Raw genomic sequence first — 21901 nt, 5'->3', positions numbered from 1 at the left:
ATCTCCTCCAACATTTCAAGTCCTTTTCCTGACGGTTTGTTTCCACCGTTATAATCCTCGCTATTTCTGAGAATATAAATGATTGACCAGACCGTTCATATAGACTTCCAGATTCGTATATTCCGCACTCAAGTTATATCCGGCGGAATCAGAAGCGTCCTCCGGATCCAGACCATGTTCCTTTTCCCATGCGTCCGGCATACCGTCGGCGTCACTGTCGGCCGGGACTTCCGCCGTTTTATATTCCGGCCATCCACCGACGTCACTCGGCTGGTCTATTATCCCTAACGAACTTCCATGACTTCCCGTATAACTGTAAATACCTTTTCTAGTCTCATCCACAATACGGCAGTCATATGAATCACGCCTGTAAGAAGCACCTGCATACGCCAGAACAGACTCGAAGGCATCCCATGCCGGTTGCAAGGTAGACCGTTCCGCTATTTCAAACGGTTTGTCGGACAAAAGTTCATTCTTCGGAGCAAACTTGCCGCTAACAACCAACCCCACCGTATTATCCTTATTCACCTTCATCATATCCTGACGTTGCTTGTCTGTAAGACTGCTGCAGGTAGGATCCATGTAATTCCCGTTAAAGTAAAACACGCCATGTACTCCTTTGACATTATTGTTTTTCCCGTCATCGGCATATGCTGTAAACAAACGCTTGTACGACGACTTGGTTGCGGTAAACGGTCCCGGCTTATAATAATTGTTCAGAAAATTATAGCTTCCTCCTTCACCGGCATAAGCTCCCGCGCTTCCATAATTATAGATCACATTATTGAACAGATCCACCTTCTCTTCCTCCGGCTTACCTGTATAACGGCTGCCACACAGACGCGGGGTACGGTTGGTATGGTTTGCCAACAGATTATGATGAAAAGAAGCTGTCTGTCCTCCCCAGATGCCACCATATCCATGAGCCCCTTTTTCATGAATGGAATTGGCCAGGCTTTCACTGATGATACACCATTGCAGAGTAAAGTTACTGTTGTCATAGAACGTAGCACATTCATCGGTACTCCAGCTCATGGAACAATGGTCGATGATGATATTCCGGTGATTCTGGAACGCATTCATCGCATCGTCTCCTTTCCGTTTGGCATCGGCCCCCATCCGTGAACGGATAAAACGGACAATTACATTATCGGCCTGGATATTGAACGTATAGTTCTTCAGACAGATACCGTCTCCCGGAGCCGTCTGCCCCGCAATTGTCACATCACCGTTATGTATCTTCAACGGTTCGGTCAGCTCAATAATTCCACTTACCGCAAAAACAATGGTACGCGGCCCCTTCTTGCGGATAGCCCAACGCAAAGTCCCTTCCGACCCGTCATCTTTCAACGAACGGACCACAAGAACCTTTCCACCTGCTCCACCGGATGTATACTTGCCTGCCCCGTCTGCTCCGGGAAATGCCGGGATGTGTGAACGGTCGGGAGCCGGATACTCCTTCAAGGGGACAACCCCTCCGCCGACCGCCGGTAATGCCGACATAGGTGACGAAGCCAAAGACATAGTCAATGCCAGAAAAGAAATGCTAAACAATACATTTTTCATAGAAGCACATTATTTTAATATCAACAAATTACATCAGAAAAACGTCCAAAAATAAACCTTTCTTTATGACCGGACATAAAAAATATGTTTTATCTGCCGTATTTTTAGTCATATACACAAAAATTCCACCAGAAACCTTCATTTATTCTACACGGATGAAAGATATACCGGCCTGAAAATAAAACAAGCCTTTAAAATTCAGGGTATAAATCTTTGACCAACTCATTCAAGTAAACTTCCAAGTTGGTATATTCCTTGCTTAAATTGTATTTTACAGCGTCAGATGCATCATCCGGGGCCAACCCTTTCTCTTTTTCCCAGTCATCAGGCATACCATCCTGGTCGGTATCAGCCAATGAGCTTCGGGTCTCAGTATATTCAGCCCATCCTTCCACATCCTTCTGGGTATCGATGAATCCGTAATCACTTCCATTCGAGCCATGGTACGTGTACGTTCCCTCGCGTGTTTCCTTTACAATACGGGTATCGATTGCATCACGTTTGTCAGAAGCTCCCGCATAGGCCAGAACAGATTCGTATGCATCCTTTGCCGACTGCAGATAAGTATAATCATCCGAAATCTCGACCCGTGAAGCTAACAGCAATCCTTTAACCGGGACTTCGTCATTCTTGACAACAAACGCCGTAGAACAGGTATTGTCGGCATTGGCTGCCGCTATCTCCTTCTGCTGGCTGCTGGAAAGATCGGTACGTGAATTATCCATGTAATTCCCGGCCAGATAAAACATCCCTGCTACCCCTTTAGCCTGGTTGTTCTCTCCGTCATCGACATAGGCTGTAAAGAAACGGCAATGTACCTTTTTTGGTGCCGCTACAGGACCCGGTTTATAATAATTGTTCAGGACATTATAAGAACCTCCCTGTGCACCGTATGCACCTTCACTCGCCCAGTTATAGACCACATTGTTGCACAATTCCACCTTTTCCATGTCCGCACGGTTCGAATAGCGGCTTCCGCAGAGACGTGGTGTACGGTTACTGTGATGTGCCAGCAGATTATGATGGAAAGTAGCCGGACTACCTCCCCACAAGCCTCCATATCCATGTCCTCCTTTGACATGGACCGAGTTGGTCAGACTCTCACTTACGATACACCACTGCATGGTAAAATCTGTATTCCCGTAAAAAGAGGCACATTCATCGGTACTCCAGCTCATGGAGCAATGATCGACAATGATGTTCTTCTTGCCCGGATAGGAACTCTGATAACCGTTCATCGCATCGTCTTCAGTCTTACACTCATCCCCCATACGGCAACGGATGAAACGGATAATGACATTATTGGCATTTACCCGTAACGTATAGTTTTTCAAGCAGATTCCTGCTCCCGGAGCTGTCTGTCCGGCTATTGTTATATCATCATTCTTTATCACCAGTTGTTTGGCCAATTCGATGACTCCGCCTACAGCAAAGACCACGGTTCTTTTTCCCGAAGCTTCCACAGCATGACGCAATGTTCCGACAGATCCGTCATCTTTCAATGAAGAGACAACATAAACCTTGCCTCCGGCACCTCCTGCCGTATAACGGCCGGCTCCATATGCACCGGGAAATGCGATAATTCTGGAACGGTCAGGAGCATCATACTCCGGAAGGGTGGAGGCACTGCCATCATCACCTGGTTTTTCAGGTGTAGGATTTTCCGGATTGGCATCCGGAGTATTACCCAACTTGGGTTCATCACCTGAACACGAAATAAAAGTAAGCAGAAAAAAAACGCATAAAACGCTTATACAGTTATTTGACATATTATTAATAATAGAATTAAGGAAATAGTTATCGGGTAAAGACAAGACATCTGAAATGTTTCTCTCCCTACAGAGAATCATTAAAAAAGGAGATATGTCAGGAAGACATATCTCCTTCTATTACAATACAATAACCTTATACGTTATTTTTTATACCAGCGCGGATCACCGCAATTGTCTTTACCGGCAAAGCTGTTATCAATGATAGTAAAGTCAAAATTAGCCGGATCCTGGAACAACTGTGCCTCTGTTCCTTCATAATCCGTCAGTCCGCTGAATTTATTGCCTGTGAAATAAACGTCACTTGTCTGGTATGAATTGTCAACAGTCACATTGCCTGAAGCACGGATACCTTTTGTCGTTTCGGTTGCCGTACTACCCAGAATTGTATTCTTGATGGTAACACCTTCGGAAGGGCCGTAAGAATCGCTGCCACAATCCAACAGATAATCACCGCTACCGATTACCTTACTTAACGTACAATCTTCAATAACCAGCGAAGTGAAGTTAGTATTCTTACTGTATACAAAACTCTTACCCGTATAGACGATAGTAGATTGGGTAAAGCGGACATTTTGAATCGTACCCTTACCGCTTCCGGCATCCACATGTACCAAACTGTATGTTCTGCTTGTAGAACCATATACCGTACATTTTTCGAAGATCAGTTCATTAATCACTTTGGCATCCGATTCCTTCATTCTGACAGGACACTGCTTGAAGTCATGAATAAAGCAGTTACTGAACTTGACGGTACCAACCGTAGCTTCAACATCCTGATTGATGATATATTCACCATACTCACCCGTCAATTCAACATTTTCAAAATTGACAAATGCATGTGTTCCTTCCAGATTGAAATTCTTGACTCCTACCACAGCCTGTTTATCTCCCGGCATACCAAAGAACGTTACAGACATTCCGTCAGGAATATCCAGAGTTTCTTCATTGTAATATTCGGCACCTGCTGCCAAAGTAACATTCACTGTCTGATAACCTTGAGCCAACAGATCTTCCAGAACTGCATTATTCAACGAATCGCTTGCTGCCAAATTGTATGTAAAGTCCGCATCTGGAACCTGTGCTGTTGTTGTAAATTCGAGTACACCACGTTTGGTTTCACCCAAGTACAGCGTAGCTGTATAAGAGGTCAACGGAGTCAGACCTGAAATTGTAGCAGTTCCGGCTGTTTTCTCATCGGCCGACAGGTTATAAGAAACGACTACCGCTCCATTGGCATCAGTAATATCGATTCGTTCTACATCGGCTCCAGCCTCCCAACGTAAAGTCACAGATTCAGCTTTCAAATCATTACCGGAAAGTGATTCAAAAATCTGCTCTGTCTTTGTCGTAAAGCTATAGTCATCCAGATACGACCATCTGGAATCCTGCTTGCCGTCGGCTACGGCCTTCATACGCAAGAAATACTTTGTATCAGCCTTCAAACCTGTAATGACATACGGACTTTCAACAATTGAATTGTCTGAACCGTACACCACAGCATTAGAGCCACCCATCTCAATATCGTTATAAAGACTATCGGTACTGATTTCAATGATATAACTTGTAGCACCGGTTACAGTAGTCCATGACACCTCGGCAGTAGTAGCATCTTCCGACACAGAAATCTTGTCTTCCTGCACACTGAATACACGGTCGTAAGATTTGTCTACATCCCAATCATTACCATCGGTACATGAAACGAAGCTGAATGCAGACATAAGCATCAAAACTCCTGTACCAGCAATATATTTAATGTTTTTCATCTTTTATTCCTTTATTTGATTTGCAATGATTAATCTGTATATCCGTAAGAATTATGCAATGCTCCGCCAGCAGCAGAAATCGTAGTTGATCCGATCGGCAGCAGATAACGGTTGATAACTTCTACATTGTCCCCCACAAGACCACTGGAAATAGAAGGAAGATTTATCTTCAGATTCTTCTGAGCATCATCCACTCTTTCTTTACCGAAGAAATCCTTACTGTCATCATAATCTTTATCAGATTTTCCTTCAGGCAGACCATACCAGGTGATACTAGACATGTCTATAGTAGTCTGTGCAGCATCCGAATAGTTGAAATAGATTTTCTCCGGATAACCGTTCACCTCATCCTGCATCTGAGAAACATAGGCATCTTTAAATTCATTGATTTTCTCAGCCAGCAGATTCCAACGGATCAGGTCAAATTTACGTACTCCTTCACCGGCAAGTTCCCACGCATTTTCATCGACGATAGCATCGAACATAGCATCTTTCGTTGCAGCGATTCCGTTAACATAAGCTTCGGCATCGGCCTTATCAGCATCGGCAAACGCACGGCAATGAACCTCCTTCAATGCCTGACGGGCTGTCAAACCGGCATCACCGCTATAGCTTCCGTCAGGACCAGCCAATTCGTTCATGACTTCTGCATACATCAGCAATACCTGAGAATAACGCATACGGACAACATTGATACCGGTCATCCATTTGGCATTACCTGTAGCAATAGCCGACTGACGCCATTCTTCATCCATCTTACGGACATCCCATTTCCCTACATAAATGGCAAAAGGAGAATTACCGATAAAGCTTTCCTTAATAGCACCATTCTCTTCCTTCAACTGTACCTGTGCACAAGTAATGTCCCGACGCTGGTCCTTCTTGTCGTATGACCAGAACAAAGGTGCAGTCACTTTCATCTTACCGGATGAATTACCCTTGGCACCGTAATAGGCACTCGCACCGTTTATACGGACCCCGACAGTATAACCCAATTCACCGCTGACACCCAGTCCCATCGGTATTTCAAAGATATTTTCACGGTAAGTCTGATCAAGTTCACGCTGGTTCAGCAGATACCATTCATTCTCGAACGACGGATTCAGATTATGTGTAGAATTGGAAACTACTGCGCTCAAATGTTCCAATGCCAGTTCATACATTGCCTTACGGGTAGCGGCATCACAACGCTGAGTTGGATAGGTGGGATCCGAATAAGTAGCAGTTTCATAACCTTCTTTTGCCTTTTCACGGATGGCCCATCCCGCACGGGTCAAAGCAATCTGTGCCAGCAAGGCATGTGCATAACCCTTGGTTACATGTTCGGTAGTGTATGTAGAAACTTCACCGGCCCATGGCAGATACTCAATGGCCTCCTTCAAATTGACCATCAAAGTGTCCATGATGACATCACGGTCGGTCTTTGCCAGATATGCATTACTCAAATCAGACTGACTCGGTTCAAGTTTCATCGGAATATCCCCAAAGAAACGGATCAGATCCAGATAAAGCATGGCACGCAATGTCAGGGCTTCTCCCTTATAACGCAGCATGGTAGTCGCCTCAGAACCTCCAGCCGCAACCAACGGGCTGTTATTGACCATGTCAATAGCCAGATTAGCATTCTCTATGGCACCATACATCTTGGTCCACATATCACTTAACTTAGACCAGCCCGGATTCGCATTATAGTTCATGTTACCACGTTCACTGGAAGAATTGACAGCATCATCTCCCAAGCCATCCACCAATTCACAATCGGAATTCAATCCCCAAATGATAGGAATTGCCTGTGAGTAAGTAATGTCATTTGTCAGGTCGCCATAAATCTTATTGACAGTCAGTCCTGTATAATAACTTGACTGAGATATGGTTTCAGACGTCAGGTCCGAAGGTGAATTCTGTTCCAGAAAATCGGAGCAGGCTGTTGTTGAAAGGACCCCGGCACCCAGAATAAACAGTTTTACTATATTTTTCATAAAATAATCTCCAAACTTAATATTGTTTTTTAGAATGTAACATTGATACCACCGACAAATGAACGGCTCTTCGGATATGCAGCATAGTCAACACCCGGGTTCATCGGATTCTTCTTACTGCTTGTATCCACTTCAGGATCTGCACCAGAATAATTTGTAATGCAGTATAAGTTATAGCCTGTCACATAGATTCTGATTCTTTGGGCAAACACTTTCTTAGCCCATGACTTCGGCAACGTATAACCTACAGTAATATTATTGATACGCAGGAATGAAGCATCCTCAACAGCATAGTCTGTCAACTGCATAGTTGAAACTGCAGCCGGATTATAGATAGCAGCATTCGCATTGATTTCATTCAGACGTGCAATCAAATTTTCAGCACCTCCGTAAGCTTCAATCGTATTGACACTAGGACGTCCCAGATTCAGACCTGTACTCGGGTCAATCCAAGTATAACGGCCGTTTGCCAAAGAGAAATCATTATTCAGGTTATAACCTTTGGCCGAACCGGTGTAGAATGACAAAGCCAACTTGGTACCGTTAATAATCTGGTTACCTACCGAATAATTGAAGAACAGGTTAAAATCAAAGTTACCGATTGTTCCATCAAAACCGAAACCACCGGTTACAGGAGCAACCGTATTTCCCAGTCTCTGTTTTACCGGTTCACCGTTCTCATCACATACCAACTTCAATGCACCCGGATACAAAGTACCACCGGTAATTGATTTACTGTTATCCTGGATACCGTCTCTCAATGCCCAACTGGTACCGTTCAGCACCAATTCACCGTTCGGATTAGATACCGGGTCATAAGCTGTAAAGAAACCGTTTGTCTTATACCCCCAGATTTCTCCCAGGCTACCACCTTCTTCCACACAATAGTTTTCATATTTGGCCAATGTACTTCCAGCCCATGAATAAGACTGCTGCCACGGATTATCAGAGTTCAATTCATCAATCCGGTTCTTGTTATAAGAAATATTGAAATTAAAATTCAAACTGGCATTCTTCTTATCCAGCATCACAGCATTCAACGACAATTCGATACCTTTATTCGAGGTCTTACCGAAATTCTGGTACTGATAGCTGTAACCGGTATTGGACGGAATCTCAGTCTGCATAAGCAGGTCTTTTGTCGTATTCCAATAAACATCGACAGAACCCGACAGACGGTTGTTCCAGAAACCAAAGTCAATACCCAAATTTCGGGTAATGGTAGTTTCCCATTTCAGCTCCGGATTAGAGAGGGTAGTTCCATGTTCCAACATAGATCCACGGTTTTCATCAAAGAAAGGTGCCTTCGATGTGTTTCCAGACAAAGAGAACGTGCTGTACATCAAACCTGAGTTAATACGGTTATTACCGGCTGTACCGAAACTCAGACGCAATTTCAGATTAGACAGCCACTTGGAAGTGTTTTTCATGAATGCTTCATCCGAAATACGCCAAGCCAATGCTGCAGAAGGGAAGACACCCCATTGATTACCTTTAGCAAACTTGCTGGAACCATCGGCACGTACTGTCACTGTCATCAGATATTTATCCATCAATGTATAATTCGCACGTCCAAAGAAAGATACCATATTATCTTTAATACCAATATTGGTCTGATTAGGCAATGCAGTACCGGCACCCATATTGGCCAGAACTTCATCAATAGTCATAGATGTAGGAAAAGCAACAGAAGTATTTTCCAAAGTCGTTTCCTGACTGCTGCTTACTTCATGACCTAACAGGACATTCAAGCGGTCACGTCCGCCAAACATTTTCTTGTTGTCATAAGTAATGGTATTCGCATTACGCCAGTTCTTGGTCACATCACGGTTAAATACTGCCTGCGGCTGACCGTTATAACCCAGTTTTGAATTCTGGACTGCGTCAGACGACCATACCTGATCCGTATTTTCATATTTCCATCCATAACCGAATTCAGAACGGATTGTAATATTCTTGAATGGCTTCCAGTTCAAACCTACGTTATAATTCTGATTGAGAGTAGATTTTTTCTTATAAGTAGCAAGCAGACGTTCCAACGGATCCTTCTGAGTACCTGTATTATTTTCATCATCATCAGAATTGGAGGTCAGCGGATCAACAGGACGGAAACGGGCCGAATTGGCTACAATTGAATTTGCAGCATTAGATTCGTTTGTATCGGCACCACCACTCAATCCATCAATTGTAGTATAACTCATACGAGCATTAAAATCCAATGTCATCCATTTGCTCAATTCTGCATTGATCTTTGCATTGATGTTATCTTTGCTGTAACCGGATCCCAACATAATACTTTCCTCACCGTTGTGAGCGTAGCTTACATTATATTTGATCTGCTTACTACCGCCGCTCACATTTACGTTATATTGAGTCTGGTTACCGGTACGACCGAAGATTTCATCCTGGAAATCTTCACCTTCAACCGACTTCCAGATATCCAGATCCTGATAATTACCATAATCCGTAGACCCCAATTCGTGTTGATAAGCTACATAGTCATAAGGACTCATCACCTTAACCAACTTAGTTACCTTCTTGAATCCATAAGAAGCGTTGAAATCCACCTGAGTCTTACCTTCAGAACCACTCTTTGTAGTCACGATAATTACACCGTTTGCACCACGGGCACCATAGATAGCTGTTGAAGAAGCATCTTTCAATACGTCAATACTCTGAATTTCAGACGGAGCAATATCACTGATACTTGATACAGGAAAACCATCAACTATATATAACGGAGAATTATCCTGCGACAAGGATCCACCTCCACGTACACGTATCTTCATCTCTGCATCAGGAGAACCTTCAGTTGTAGTAATGTTCACACCAGCCAGTTTACCGGTCAAAGCCTCTGCCGCACTGGAAACCGGAACCGCAGCAATCTTTTCTGAGCTGACTGAAGCAACTGCACCAGTCAAATCACGCTTGTTGACTGTACCATAACCGATCACCACAACCTCATCCAGAGTCTCGGAATCCTCTTCCATGGTTACATTTAAGGTAGCCTGACCTTCATACTTGACTTCTTTTCCCTTATAACCGATATAAGTAAAAGACAATACATCCGATTTCTTTACTCCTGTAAGAATAAAATCACCGTCAATACCTGTAATAGTACCGTTTGTAGTACCTTTTACCAATACGTTTACGCCGATCATCGGCTCTCCTGTCTTGTCTTTCACGATACCTTGAACCTGCTGTCCCTGCGCAAAAGAAACAAGACAAAACAAGCCCAACAAGAAAGTCAAAACATTTCTTCTCAGTTTTTGTTGATAATACATAAAAAAGATGTGTTTAAAATAGTGTCATTTAAAAAAATCCAGTGTGCAAAGTTCATTTTAAACACATCCTTCTATGTGCATTTTTTGTTTTTAGTTATATAATAATTGTTTTTATTTACAAGGATTCCATTCACTTGTTGTCGAGAAGACCGAATCTAGATTTATTTCAGACACTTCTTTATCAGACAGTTGCCGTGACCAAGCCACACGTCCTGATAAATCTGCTCCTTCTCCTGAATTCTTAAATTCTGCATAACGTGCAGTCTTTTCGTTAGCCTTGTTCCTCCAGTTGTTCCAGCCTTGCGGAACAATATGTTTACCCAACTCACAATTCATAAACAAGGTATAGGCGTAAGGTCTCCACGGACGTCCTAGATAAACTTTACTTACAGAATCATCTGCAGTCAGCCTGCATTTGTTGAACACGTAACCATACATGACATTCTGTGGTGTAGAAGCTGCAGTCACATAAGAATCGGCCTTACTATGAATGACACATTCCTCGAACCAGGCTGTAGACGGTCCGAATATAAAATCGGTAGTCCCTTCAATATAACAATGGTCAAAATAAAGACGGGTACCGGCCACTCCGGTATATACCGTATCCTGATTACCCAGAAAACGGCAATTGATGAAACGAAGACAATCACCCTCCGTATGCAGGGCAACCGCCTGTCCCAACCGGGGAGCATTGTTTTCAATCGTAATGTTACGGAAAGTGATATGGCTTCCCTCTACCTTAACCGTATAGGTGCGGAACGTTCCCATATGGTTCATATTGGCATGATCGGCATGAGTGATAACCGTATTGTTGACATCCTCACCTATAATCTCCACATTCTGAATCCATGAAGGAACAACCAGCTTCTCCTTATATATTCCGGACTTCACATAAATTTTCACATCAAAGTCCATAAAAGCCCTTATCGCCTCCAATGCCTCGGCTATTGTCTGGTAATCACCGGAACCGTCCTGAGCCACCACCAACTGGCGAGGTTCCGCAAAGCGCCTCTGTTCTTTCGGTAAACGTTCCCACTCCAATGAGGCCATAATAAACGGAGCGACAGCCTTCGGATCATTGTCACGGATCTGTTCATGGATATAATAGTCATAATCACCCGAACGATAGACCTTGCCGCCAAGGCCCGCAACCGCACATGCTTTCGTAATCGACACCAACCCGTTATCATCTACCTTAATGAACTCATTCAGAATCCCTTCGTATCCTTTCCGTGCAACCGAAAAATATGAAGCCGGCAGATAACCTTTGCGGATTCCTTTCAACAAGGAATAGACAAACATGGACGAACAGGAAGACTCCAGATAATTGCCTTCATCACCGCTTCTGTCCATCACCTGATACCACAAACCTTCCGGACTCTGGTATTTCTTGAGCTGCTTGGCTATATTGTCGAATATGGCCAGGACCGAATCACGCCCTTCCTCATGCAAAGGGATATAGTCAAGCGCATCGACAATGGCCATAGCATACCATCCCAAAGCACGCCCCCAAGTATGAAGAGACTGCCCGGTAGACTTATCCGCCCACTTTTCAGTCTTACTTACATCGCAGGCATGCCGATACAGGCCAGTTTCCGGATCGTAAGTATGTAAAGCTGCCAGCTTTATCTGCCTGATTACCTCCTGATAAGAATCCGGCTCATTATTCCGGAAAGCATATTCCGCCAGATAAGGTGCACCCATATATACTCCGTCCAGCCACATCTGATGCGGATAAATCTTCTTATGCCAGAATCCACCGTCGGCGTTACGTGGCTGACCGTCGAACTGACTTCTGAACAGATCAAGCGCCTTCTTATATTTTTTATCTTTTGTCTGCTCATAAATACGGAACAGAATCTTTCCCGAATTTACACGGTCGAGACTATAATCTGCCAACTTGTATTTCTTTACCGTTCCGTCGGCATTTACCATCGTATCGGCATAGGCCACTGCATAATCAAAAAACTTAGAATCACCATACCGGTCATAGACATCGAGCATAGCCCCCAGTTCCAACCCGTGACAATAATCCCACTTCAATGCAGGCTGGAAATCCAGCTGCCAGGACTCCGGCCAGCGCACCATTTCCGATTCGGCCATTCTCACCGACCACGGCTTCTGCTGTTCCACAATATCGGCCTTAGCCTGTATACCTCCAAACAGGAAGGCGAACATTCCCAGACACCCCAATACTATTCCTTTGTTTCCCATATCTTAATATTAAAGTTATTTCTATTGACAAATATAACAAATAACCCATGTAACAGATGTGGATTTTCTGTGCTTATAAGTAGATTAATTAACCACCTCTTATAATTATTGTGTGCGAACACTAAAAAAATTGTGTACGAACACTGAAAAAAATGTTATTAATTTGATTTAATTAAGATTTTAACACTAAATGAATTGCAAATTATAAGAAAACAAAGTACTTTTGATGCAAAACATTTTATTTATTAACCCTAAACCTCTATTTATAGAAAGACAAACAGAAGAATATGGAACAAGTTTTTAGTTATATCATCGGCCTGGGCGCGGCCGTTATGATGCCTATTATTTTTACAATACTCGGAGTATGCATAGGTATTAAATTCGGAAAAGCTTTAAAAAGCGGTTTATTAGTCGGAGTCGGATTTGTAGGACTCTCTGTCATTACAGCCCTTCTGACCAGTAGTCTGGGAGATCCACTGAAAAAAGTAACCGAAATTTACGGATTAAGTCTAGGAATCTTTGATATGGGATGGCCAGCCGCCGCATCTGTTGCCTATAACACATCGGTAGGAGCCTTCATCATTCCGGTATGTCTGGCAGTCAATATCGTAATGTTGCTGACCAAAACGACAAAGACCGTCAACATCGATTTATGGAACTATTGGCATTTTGCCTTTATCGGAGCAGTAGTCTACTTCGCAACCGACAATATCTGGTGGGGATTCTTTGCTGCCATCATCTGCTATATCATCACGTTGGTCATGGCCGATCTGACCAGCAAGCAATTCCAATCATATTACGATAAGATGGACGGAATATCCATTCCACAACCGTTCTGCCAAGGTTTCGTTCCCTTTGCTGTAGTCATCAACAAGGCATTGGATCTGATTCCTGGTTTCGACAAACTCTATATCGACGCTGAAGGCATGAAAAAGAAATTCGGCATTATGGGAGAACCTCTATTCCTGGGAGTTATCGTCGGATGCGCCATCGGTGCCCTTGCCTGTGAAAACAGCCGGCAGCTGGTTGACAATATTCCCTCTATCTTGGGACTGGGTATCAAGATGGGAGCCGTAATGGAACTTATTCCACGTGTCACGGCATTGTTCATCGAAGGTCTGCGCCCGATATCAGACGCAACACGTGAACTGATTGCCCGCAAGTTCAAAAACAGCGCCGGTCTGAATATCGGAATGAGTCCGGCTCTGGTTATCGGACATCCTACCACACTGGTAGTTTCCCTGCTGCTGATTCCGGTAACATTATTCCTGTCTGTCGTTTTGCCGGGCAACCAATTCCTTCCTCTGGCTTCACTGGCCGGTATGTTCTATCTGTTCCCGGCAGTTCTTCCAATCACAAACGGTAACGTCTTGAAAACCTTTATTATCGGTTTGGTAGCACTGATTGTAGGCCTCTATTTTGTAACCGACCTGGCCCCATTCTTTACCCAGGCAGCGAAAGACGTATACGAAAAGACCGGCGACTCGGCCGTAAAAATACCGGACGGATTCCAGGGAGGAGCACTGGACTTCGCATCAAGCCTCTTCTCATGGCTTATATTCCATCTGATGTACAATCTGAAAATCATTGGCTCCATCATTCTGGTTCTCTGTACTTTGGCTATGGCCATATTCAATCGGAGCAGAATCATAAAAGAAAGTCGCAACAATCAATAATATAAATAAACAATATAAAAACATAAAGACATGAAAAAATTAGCAATCGCAATGATGTTGGGTATCACCGCTTTATCAGGAAATGCCCAGATTACCAGTTACAAAATCCAGACAGCATGCAATCCGCAGGATGTAAAAACCTACGATACAGAAAGATTGCGCAGCAGTTTCATGATGGACAAGGTTATGGCTCCAGATGAAATCAACCTCACCTATTCCATGTATGACCGCTTTATCTTTGGTGGTGCAATGCCGGTGAATAAAGAACTCACCTTGGATACCATCGATCCTTTGAAAGCCCCGTATTTCCTGTTCAACCGTGAATTAGGTGTCATCAACATAGGTGGTGAAGGTATTGTAACAGTCGACGGAAAGGAATATAACCTGAACTTCAAGGAAGCCCTCTATATCGGCAGAGGCAACCAGAAAGTTACCTTCAAGAGTAAAGATGCCAGCAAACCTGCCAAATTTTATCTGAACTCGGCTACAGCACATAAGGCTTACAAGACCCAATGGATTACTCTAGACGGACGTAAAGGCTCATTGAAAGCCAATTCATTCGCTGCCGGAAAGATGGAAGACAGCAACGACCGTGTCATCAACCAATTGATTGTAAACAATGTACTGGAAGAAGGCCCGTGCCAGTTGCAGATGGGACTGACCGAACTTAAACCGGGTAGTGTATGGAATACAATGCCGGCACACGTACACAGCCGTCGTATCGAAGCCTATTTCTATTTTAACCTTACTCCGGGTAACATGATCTGCCACCTGATGGGTGAACCTCAACAAGAACGCCTGGTATGGTTGGCAAACGAACAGGCCATCATGTCACCCGAATGGTCAATCCATGCAGCAGCCGGAACCAGCAACTACATGTTTATATGGGGTATGGCCGGTGAAAACCTGGATTATGGCGATATGGACAAGATTGAATACACAGAAATGAGATAAAACCCTAAAAATCTAATTTATAAACTTTTACCTAAAAAACTAATTCTATACAATGAGTAATGTTAAAGAAACCGGCGGAAAAATGACCAACTACCGCTGGGTAATCTGTACGATGCTGTTCCTGGCAACCGCCGCCACCTATATGGACCGTCAGGTCCTTTCACTGACATGGAAGGACTTCATCGCCCCCGAATTAAACTGGACCGATGCCAACTACGGTACAATTACAGGTGTCTTCTCTATCGTATATGCCATCAGCATGTTGTTTGTCGGTAAATTCATCGATAAGGTAGGGACTAAAAAAGGTTATCTGATATGCTTCGGCACATGGGTTGTGGGCGCTGCCCTACATTCCATTTGCAGTATCCTGACTAACGGAATCGTCGGTGGTGAATGGATGCTCACATTCGGTGCAGCCCGTGAAAACCTGGCTATGCTGAAAACCGTCGGAAATACCGCTCTTGCCATATCAACCGTCAGTGTATGGCTATTCATCTTCATGCGCTGTATCGTTGCCATGGGTGAATCGGGTAACTTCCCTTCAGCTATCAAGATTACAGCCGAATACTTCCCGAAGAAAGACCGTGGTTTTGCAACAGGTCTGTTCAATGCCGGTGCACAGATAGGTGCATTGGTAGCACCGTTCATTATTCCGGTTGTAGCCAGCAGTTTCGGATGGGAAATGGCGTTTATCGTAATGAGTGGATGCGGTCTGGTATGGATGATTCTGTTCTACAAGGTATACGACAAACCGCAGAAAAGCAAACATGTCAATGCCGAAGAACTGGCATATATTGAACAGGATACCGTTACAGAAAACACACAAAAAACAGCAACTACAGATGACGGACCTAAAATCGGCCTTTGGAAAGCATTCACATTCCGCCAGACTTGGGCTGTCATTTTCGGACGTTTCCTACCTGACGGTGTATGGTGGTTCTTCCTGTTTTGGGCTCCGGCCTATATCCGCGACGTGTACGGATATACTTCTGATTCAACTATGGGTAAGATGCTGATCTTTACCTTGTACCTGATTTCAATGCTTTCACTGTACGGTAGCTACCTTCCAACCATGTTTATCGAGAAGAAAAAGATGGACCCGTACAAAGGTCGTATGAAAGCGATGCTGATCTTCGCTTTCTTCCCGCTGATCGGTCTGTTCGCTCAGTCGGCAGGAAGCGTTTCATGCTGGTATCCTATCATCATTATCGGTATTATCGGTGCTGCACACCAGAGCTGGAGTGCAAACGTATACTCAGTAGTAAGTGATATGTTCCCGAAATCGGCAGTAGCAACCGTAACCGGTATCGGCGGTATGGCCGGTGGTGTAGGTTGTCTGCTGTTCAACCAATGCTCCGGTCTGCTCTTTACCTATTCAAAGGAAACCAACATGTCATTCCTGGGATTTGAAGGCATTGACGCCGGTTATATGATTGTATTTATCGTAGCTTCTCTGGCCTATATGTTCAGCTGGATCATGATGAAGATTATGGTTCCTAAATATAAACTGGTTGAAGTATAAAATATCCGGAAACTGTAGAATCTTGATTCCAAGATATAAGATCTGAAAGCCAAAAAGAAATCCGGTCCGGCCACAAGCCAGACCGGATTTCTTTTTCACTCTCCGGAAGCATTCATTTCAAATGCTTCTGAATCCATTTCAAATGCCCGTATTCCGTAGCTTCCGAAGTCCAATGTTCATTGATAGGGGTAATAAGCGCCTCTTTCGGGCAATCCAGAATATTATAGACAATGTAACTGGTTGTAGGCGGACAGGTATTATCGTTATATCCCCACGTCATATACACCGGCACCTTGATCTGACGTGCAAAATTAACTACATCATAATATTCCAGCGTATTCAGGATGTCAGTTTTGTCCATACCCTTATAATTCTTGAAAAGATGGGGATAGCCTCCGGCTCTGCCCGCCTTATAGCCGGCCATGTCACTCAATGCCGGGTGATTGGCCACACAGGCTGTCACACGCTTGTCCAATCCTGCTGTAATAAGAGCCAACGCTCCTCCCTGGCTTCCTCCCTGTACAATTACATTTTTACCGTCCCAATCGGGCAGAGAGGTAAGGAAATCAATGCATCTCACACAGGCCATATATACTTTCTTCATGTAATAGTTGTCACGGTTGTCTATTCCATTGACCAGGTAATTGCCAAAAGCAGCCGAAATATCCTTAAAATCCTGCTCGGGAAGTTCCGGATTCAAACCATGGATTTCCATTTCAAGCCGGATACAACCTTCTTCGGCATAATAGATATGACGCTTAGGCTCCTTGATCGTTTTCACCCCCGCTCCCGGAGGACAGAGCACGACCGGGTATTTCCCTTCTGCTTTCGGACGGGTAAGATAGGCATAGACGTAATTCCCCGGACGGAAACACTGTAGCTTGACCAAATAACAATCGGCCTTTTCCGTCGAATATTCCGGCACATATTTCTGCGTATATTTCATCGGACATTTGGCTGCCTCAGCCATATTCTTTTCCCAGAACTGAGTGAAATCGGCCGGCAATTTCGTATAAGGCTGAAGCTTTTCCGGAGAAAAACCGACCTTTACATGATGACTGTATTTCTTGTCACCTATAGAAGCCGTCAGACGGCAATCCAGAAAACCGGGCTGTTTCATTGTCCCCATATCAATGACGGCCCGGCCATTCTTGAGAGTCACTTCACCGGTCTTCCCGTCGGACATCATGTCGGGGGCTATCTCGTAATTTACTTTCAACCCGTCCTGAGGAATACCATAGCGGTAAAACTGAACCTCCACTTCCGCTTTCTCACCGGTCTTATAAAGCCAGTCGGCATGATCGGGAACCGTTACCCATAACACATCACTCCGATAAGGGTAATTCTCGGCAGATACAGAGATATGCCCAAACATAATAATAGCGACCAATAAAGTCAGCACTTTCAATTTCTTTTTCAATTTCATGATAATACAGATTAAGGATTTAACTATTTAGATACCATTAGTTACAAATGTAACAAAAAAGAGAAAAACGACCTGAGAAAAAGAACTTCATCTTTTCACGAAAGACCTTCATCTTCCGATTAAAACAACTTCATCTTCGGACACAGACAACTTTATCTTCCGATTGAAACGACTGCGTATCCTGTAACAAAGAACTTCATCTTTCCAAGTCCCTCCGGAAAGACATAAAGACAGAGGGTATTTTTCCCTTCGAAAAATACCCTCTACCTCTCTATCTAACAGCAGATCCGGTACAGCATCCGCCTTCAATCAATCCTGATAATAGACACGTTTCACACGGTTCGACACACTGGTCAATATTTCATATGGAATCGTATCCAGGAGATCCGACAATACGGTAACCGGCAGTTCGTCACCGAAAATAACAGCCTTATCGCCTTCCTTACAGTCGATGTCGGTCACATCAATCATACATACATCCATACAGATATTCCCTACATAAGGAGCCTTCTTGCCGTTCACCAGGCAATATCCGTGTCCATTCCCCAGATGACGGTTCAGACCGTCGGCATAACCGATAGGAATAGCGGCGATACGCGAATCACGTTCCAACACCCCTTTACGGCTGTATCCCACCGTTTCATCGGCCGGCACATCATGAATCTGCAGGATGGTAGTCTTCAATGTACTGATGTTATGCAGGATGCGGTTTGTGAACGGATCGATTCCATACAACCCGATTCCCAGCCGGACCATATCAAACTGTGCCCCCGGATAACGCTCGATACCGGCCGTATTACAGATATGACGTAAAATCTTATGCGAAAATCCGGACTGAAGGGCAGCCGCAGCTTTTTCGAAGGTTTCGATCTGCCGCCGGGTAAATGAATCGAACCGTTCGGAGTCACTTCCTACCAGGTGAGAAAATACGGAACGTGGGATGACAGCCGACTGGCGGTGCAGACGGTCTACCAACCGGGGCATTTCATCGGGAGCAAATCCCAGACGGTGCATACCCGTATCAATCTTGATATGAATAGGGAAATTGGAAACACCTTCACGCTCGGCAGCCTTGATCAGTTCTTCCAGCAGGTGAAAACTATAGACTTCCGGCTCCAGCTTATAATCGAACATGGTTTTAAAGGCCGTCAGCTCCGGATTCATGATAATGATAGAACTGCCTATACCAGCCTTACGCAAATCGGCCCCTTCATCGGCAACGGCAACCGCCAGGTAATCTACCCGATGGTCTTCCAGTGTCTTAGCTATCTCAAACGAACCGGCTCCATAAGCCGAAGCCTTGACCATACAGACCATCTTCGTCTCGGGTTTCAGCTTGTTACGGTAATAGTTCAGGTTATCTACCAACGCATTCAGATTGATTTCCAAAATCGTTTCATGTACTTTCAGTTCCAGCAGATCGGTAATCTCATCAAAATGGAAGGCACGTGCCCCCTTAATGAGAACCACCTCATTACGCAAAGACGACAAGACGCCCGATTCAATCAGTTCGGCTGTCGTACGGAAAAAGGTCTTCTCCACTTCAAAACGCGAAGCGGCTTCCATCAGCCCCTCACCTACACCGATAATACGATCGACACCCCGACTGTGCACCAGATCGGCCACCTGACGGTATAGCAGCTTGTTCGGCTGGCCACTTTCCAGAATATCCGACAAAATCAGCGTACGATGACGCTTCTTGTCCTCCGTACGTCGCGACATGAAATCGAGTGCTATATCCAACGAAGCGAAATCAGAATTATAACTGTCATTGATCAGCACGCATCCGTTCTTTCCTTCCTTCACCTCCAGACGCATGGCCACAGGTTCCAGTTTCTCCATACGCGCTGCAATATCCTCCGGAGAAACCATCAGATACAGGGCTACCGCCAGGCAGTTCAAGGAGTTCTCGATAGACGCATCATCAATGAAAGGTATACGGTATTCCTTGAAGAAACCCAGGTAACGGTATTTGATGGTAGTACCACTTCCGTCTTTCTCTATATGCTCGATGAACAACGGACGTTCATTGTCCTTCATGGACCACGCTATTTCACGGGAGGTAAACAGAGATTTAGAAACGCAACTGCTTATCAGCTCATTATCTCCGTTATAGACAATCACGTCACAATCCTTGAACAGCTGCAGCTTCTCCATACACTTATCCTGCAGCGATGGAAAGTTTTCCTGATGGGCCCCTCCTATGTTTGTAATGACACCGATGGTGGGTTGGATGATATGCTGTAAAGACTCCATCTCACCCATTTCCGAGATACCGGCTTCAAAAATACCCAATTCGGTATGCTCGTTCATCAGCCATACCGACAGCGGGACACCGATCTGTGAATTATAACTGCGTGGAGAACGGGTAATGACCTTTTCCGGACTCAGCAACTGATAAAGCCACTCCTTGACCACCGTCTTCCCGTTACTTCCGGTAATACCGATAACGGGAACCTGGAATTGTTCCCTGTGCCGGGCAGCCAGTTTCTGAAGCGCCTTCAGGGTATTCCCCACTTTCAGGAAATTGGTATGACGATAATGCGCCAGATCTTCAGGTATATCGGTTACCACGAAATTGCGCACACCTTTATTATATAGGTCGCGGATATATTTATGTCCATCGTTACGTTTAGTCTTTAAAGCAAAAAACAAAGTCTCTTCAGGGAAACACAACGAACGGCTGTCCGTCAAAATCCAATCTATCCTCCCTTCACTGTTTCCAAATCTTTCGGCTCCCAAAACAGAAGCTATTTCTTCAATCGAGCTTGACATAATATAATTTCATTTTGCACATCTAAGTACGGAAAATTTTCCTTTAACCGTTCTATCTTTAACAGAATTTGACTTAAAAAACTCCGGTATGATTCCGAATCGGCATTAAACGGTACATGATTAAGCCCCTTACGGATATCATCCCACTCTTTCATGACGGCCATTGTCCGACGGTCAAAAAATGTCGAACAAAAACACTCCCATATATACGCAACGGCAACCGGATTGGGATGCAGCATGTCGTCGGCATAAAAACGATAGTCGCGCAGTTCATCCATCATGATTTCATAAGCAGGAAAATAATGACAGAAATCGAACAGACCGCACAACTTGTCGACAGCCAGCAGCAATACAGCCTTGTTCAGCTGATTACCATGGAATCCGTCTTTCGAATGGCGGATGGGACTCACCGTAAACAATATCTGCAACTCCGGATTCATTTCATGCAGCTTTTCCAGTAACCGGGTATATGCCGACACAATCTCCTCCACATCCAGCAGGCGCCTCTCGAAACATTTTTCGGGCAATTTATGGCAGTTGCCCACAACCTCCCCCGTTTCTTTCCATTCGTATACCCGGGCCGTTCCGAAAGTGAAAACCATCCACCGGATTTCCGGCAGAGAACTATATGCCTCACCAATCCGGAGATTGATCCGTTGCAGACACGATTCAGCATCCGGATCAGAAAAAGAACCATGATGCATCAGGCTGTACCATAGTCCCCTGTCACAACGCAAGTCGGCCAAGGTATAGACTTTCCCGTCCAGTATCTCATTCAACGCACGGGATATCGACATTGGATTATACAAAATGCCATAAGGGTTGACCATACACGGGAACTTGCTGTCGACCAACAATTTCCCGACATTTTCGGCAAAACAGGACCCCCACAACATCAATTTGTCGGAATGACGGATATTCCATTTCCCGACGGGTAATTCTACTTTAGTCCGGAACTCCATATTAAACT

Annotated in this window: 12 protein-coding genes and 1 pseudogene; 3 read left to right on the top strand and 10 right to left on the bottom strand. The window is 44.5% G+C overall.

All coding sequences use genetic code 11. The features are described from left to right. Positions 1-60 precede the first annotated feature (60 nt). From BQ7489_RS11350 to BQ7489_RS17910, 7 genes and pseudogenes are all read right to left on the bottom strand, one after another. A complete protein-coding gene (locus BQ7489_RS11350; protein WP_072532154.1) occupies positions 61-1503 on the bottom strand; it encodes a pectate lyase family protein in 1443 nt (480 codons plus the stop codon). Between the two features lie 254 nt (positions 1504-1757). Beyond that, positions 1758-3335 (bottom strand): pectate lyase family protein, encoded by a 1578-nt coding sequence (locus BQ7489_RS11345; protein WP_072531092.1) that lies wholly within the window; start codon positions 3333-3335, stop codon positions 1758-1760. A gap of 143 nt (positions 3336-3478) precedes the next feature. Continuing rightward, positions 3479-5101 (bottom strand): DUF5123 domain-containing protein, encoded by a 1623-nt coding sequence (locus BQ7489_RS11340; protein ID WP_072531091.1) that lies wholly within the window; start codon positions 5099-5101, stop codon positions 3479-3481. A 29-nt stretch (positions 5102-5130) separates the two neighbouring features. Then, positions 5131-7080: a RagB/SusD family nutrient uptake outer membrane protein gene (locus BQ7489_RS11335; RefSeq protein WP_072531090.1), complete on the bottom strand. Its 1950-nt coding sequence runs from the start codon at positions 7078-7080 to the stop codon at positions 5131-5133. Positions 7081-7109: 29 nt separating this feature from the next. After that, entirely contained in the window at positions 7110-10364 is a 3255-nt protein-coding gene (locus tag BQ7489_RS11330) for a SusC/RagA family TonB-linked outer membrane protein (RefSeq protein WP_072531089.1), read from the bottom strand. 111 nt (positions 10365-10475) lie between these two features. After that, the gene (locus BQ7489_RS17915) at positions 10476-11345 is read right to left on the bottom strand and encodes a pectinesterase family protein (RefSeq protein ID WP_317042551.1); all 870 of its coding nucleotides are present in this window, start codon (positions 11343-11345) and stop codon (positions 10476-10478) included. Positions 11346-11381: 36 nt separating this feature from the next. Further along, a pseudogene (locus tag BQ7489_RS17910) lies at positions 11382-12542 on the bottom strand (glycoside hydrolase family 88/105 protein); the annotation flags it as partial. Between the two features lie 323 nt (positions 12543-12865). Between BQ7489_RS17910 and BQ7489_RS11320 the strand changes: the two are divergent. The 3 genes from BQ7489_RS11320 to BQ7489_RS11310 are packed head-to-tail and all read left to right on the top strand — an operon-like array spanning position 12866 to position 16730. Continuing rightward, complete coding sequence (locus BQ7489_RS11320; protein ID WP_072531088.1) at positions 12866-14254, top strand: PTS galactitol transporter subunit IIC; 1389 nt, start codon at positions 12866-12868, stop codon at positions 14252-14254. Positions 14255-14284: 30 nt separating this feature from the next. After that, positions 14285-15208, top strand: a complete 924-nt coding sequence (kduI, locus tag BQ7489_RS11315) for a 5-dehydro-4-deoxy-D-glucuronate isomerase (protein ID WP_072531087.1) — start codon at positions 14285-14287, stop codon at positions 15206-15208. Positions 15209-15260: 52 nt separating this feature from the next. Beyond that, positions 15261-16730, top strand: coding sequence for an MFS transporter (locus BQ7489_RS11310; protein ID WP_072531086.1), 1470 nt, complete (start codon positions 15261-15263; stop codon positions 16728-16730). 112 nt (positions 16731-16842) lie between these two features. Here the strand turns inward: BQ7489_RS11310 and BQ7489_RS11305 are convergent, their stop codons facing one another. The 3 genes from BQ7489_RS11305 to BQ7489_RS11295 form a co-directional block, all read right to left on the bottom strand. Beyond that, a complete protein-coding gene (locus BQ7489_RS11305; RefSeq protein ID WP_239496994.1) occupies positions 16843-18105 on the bottom strand; it encodes an acetylxylan esterase in 1263 nt (420 codons plus the stop codon). Positions 18106-18465: 360 nt separating this feature from the next. Then, positions 18466-20931 (bottom strand): bifunctional UDP-N-acetylmuramoyl-tripeptide:D-alanyl-D-alanine ligase/alanine racemase, encoded by a 2466-nt coding sequence (locus BQ7489_RS11300; protein WP_072531084.1) that lies wholly within the window; start codon positions 20929-20931, stop codon positions 18466-18468. After that, complete coding sequence (locus BQ7489_RS11295; RefSeq protein ID WP_072531083.1) at positions 20907-21893, bottom strand: GSCFA domain-containing protein; 987 nt, start codon at positions 21891-21893, stop codon at positions 20907-20909. The genes BQ7489_RS11300 and BQ7489_RS11295 overlap by 25 nt, the downstream gene beginning before the upstream one ends. Between the last annotated feature and the right edge of the window lie 8 nt (positions 21894-21901).

Origin of the sequence: Bacteroides ilei (genome assembly GCF_900128495.1) — a bacterium.
GTDB classification, from domain to species: domain Bacteria; phylum Bacteroidota; class Bacteroidia; order Bacteroidales; family Bacteroidaceae; genus Phocaeicola; species Phocaeicola ilei.
The sequence above is the reverse complement of the archived record's forward strand: the minus strand, read 5'-3'. Positions and strand labels throughout refer to the sequence as shown.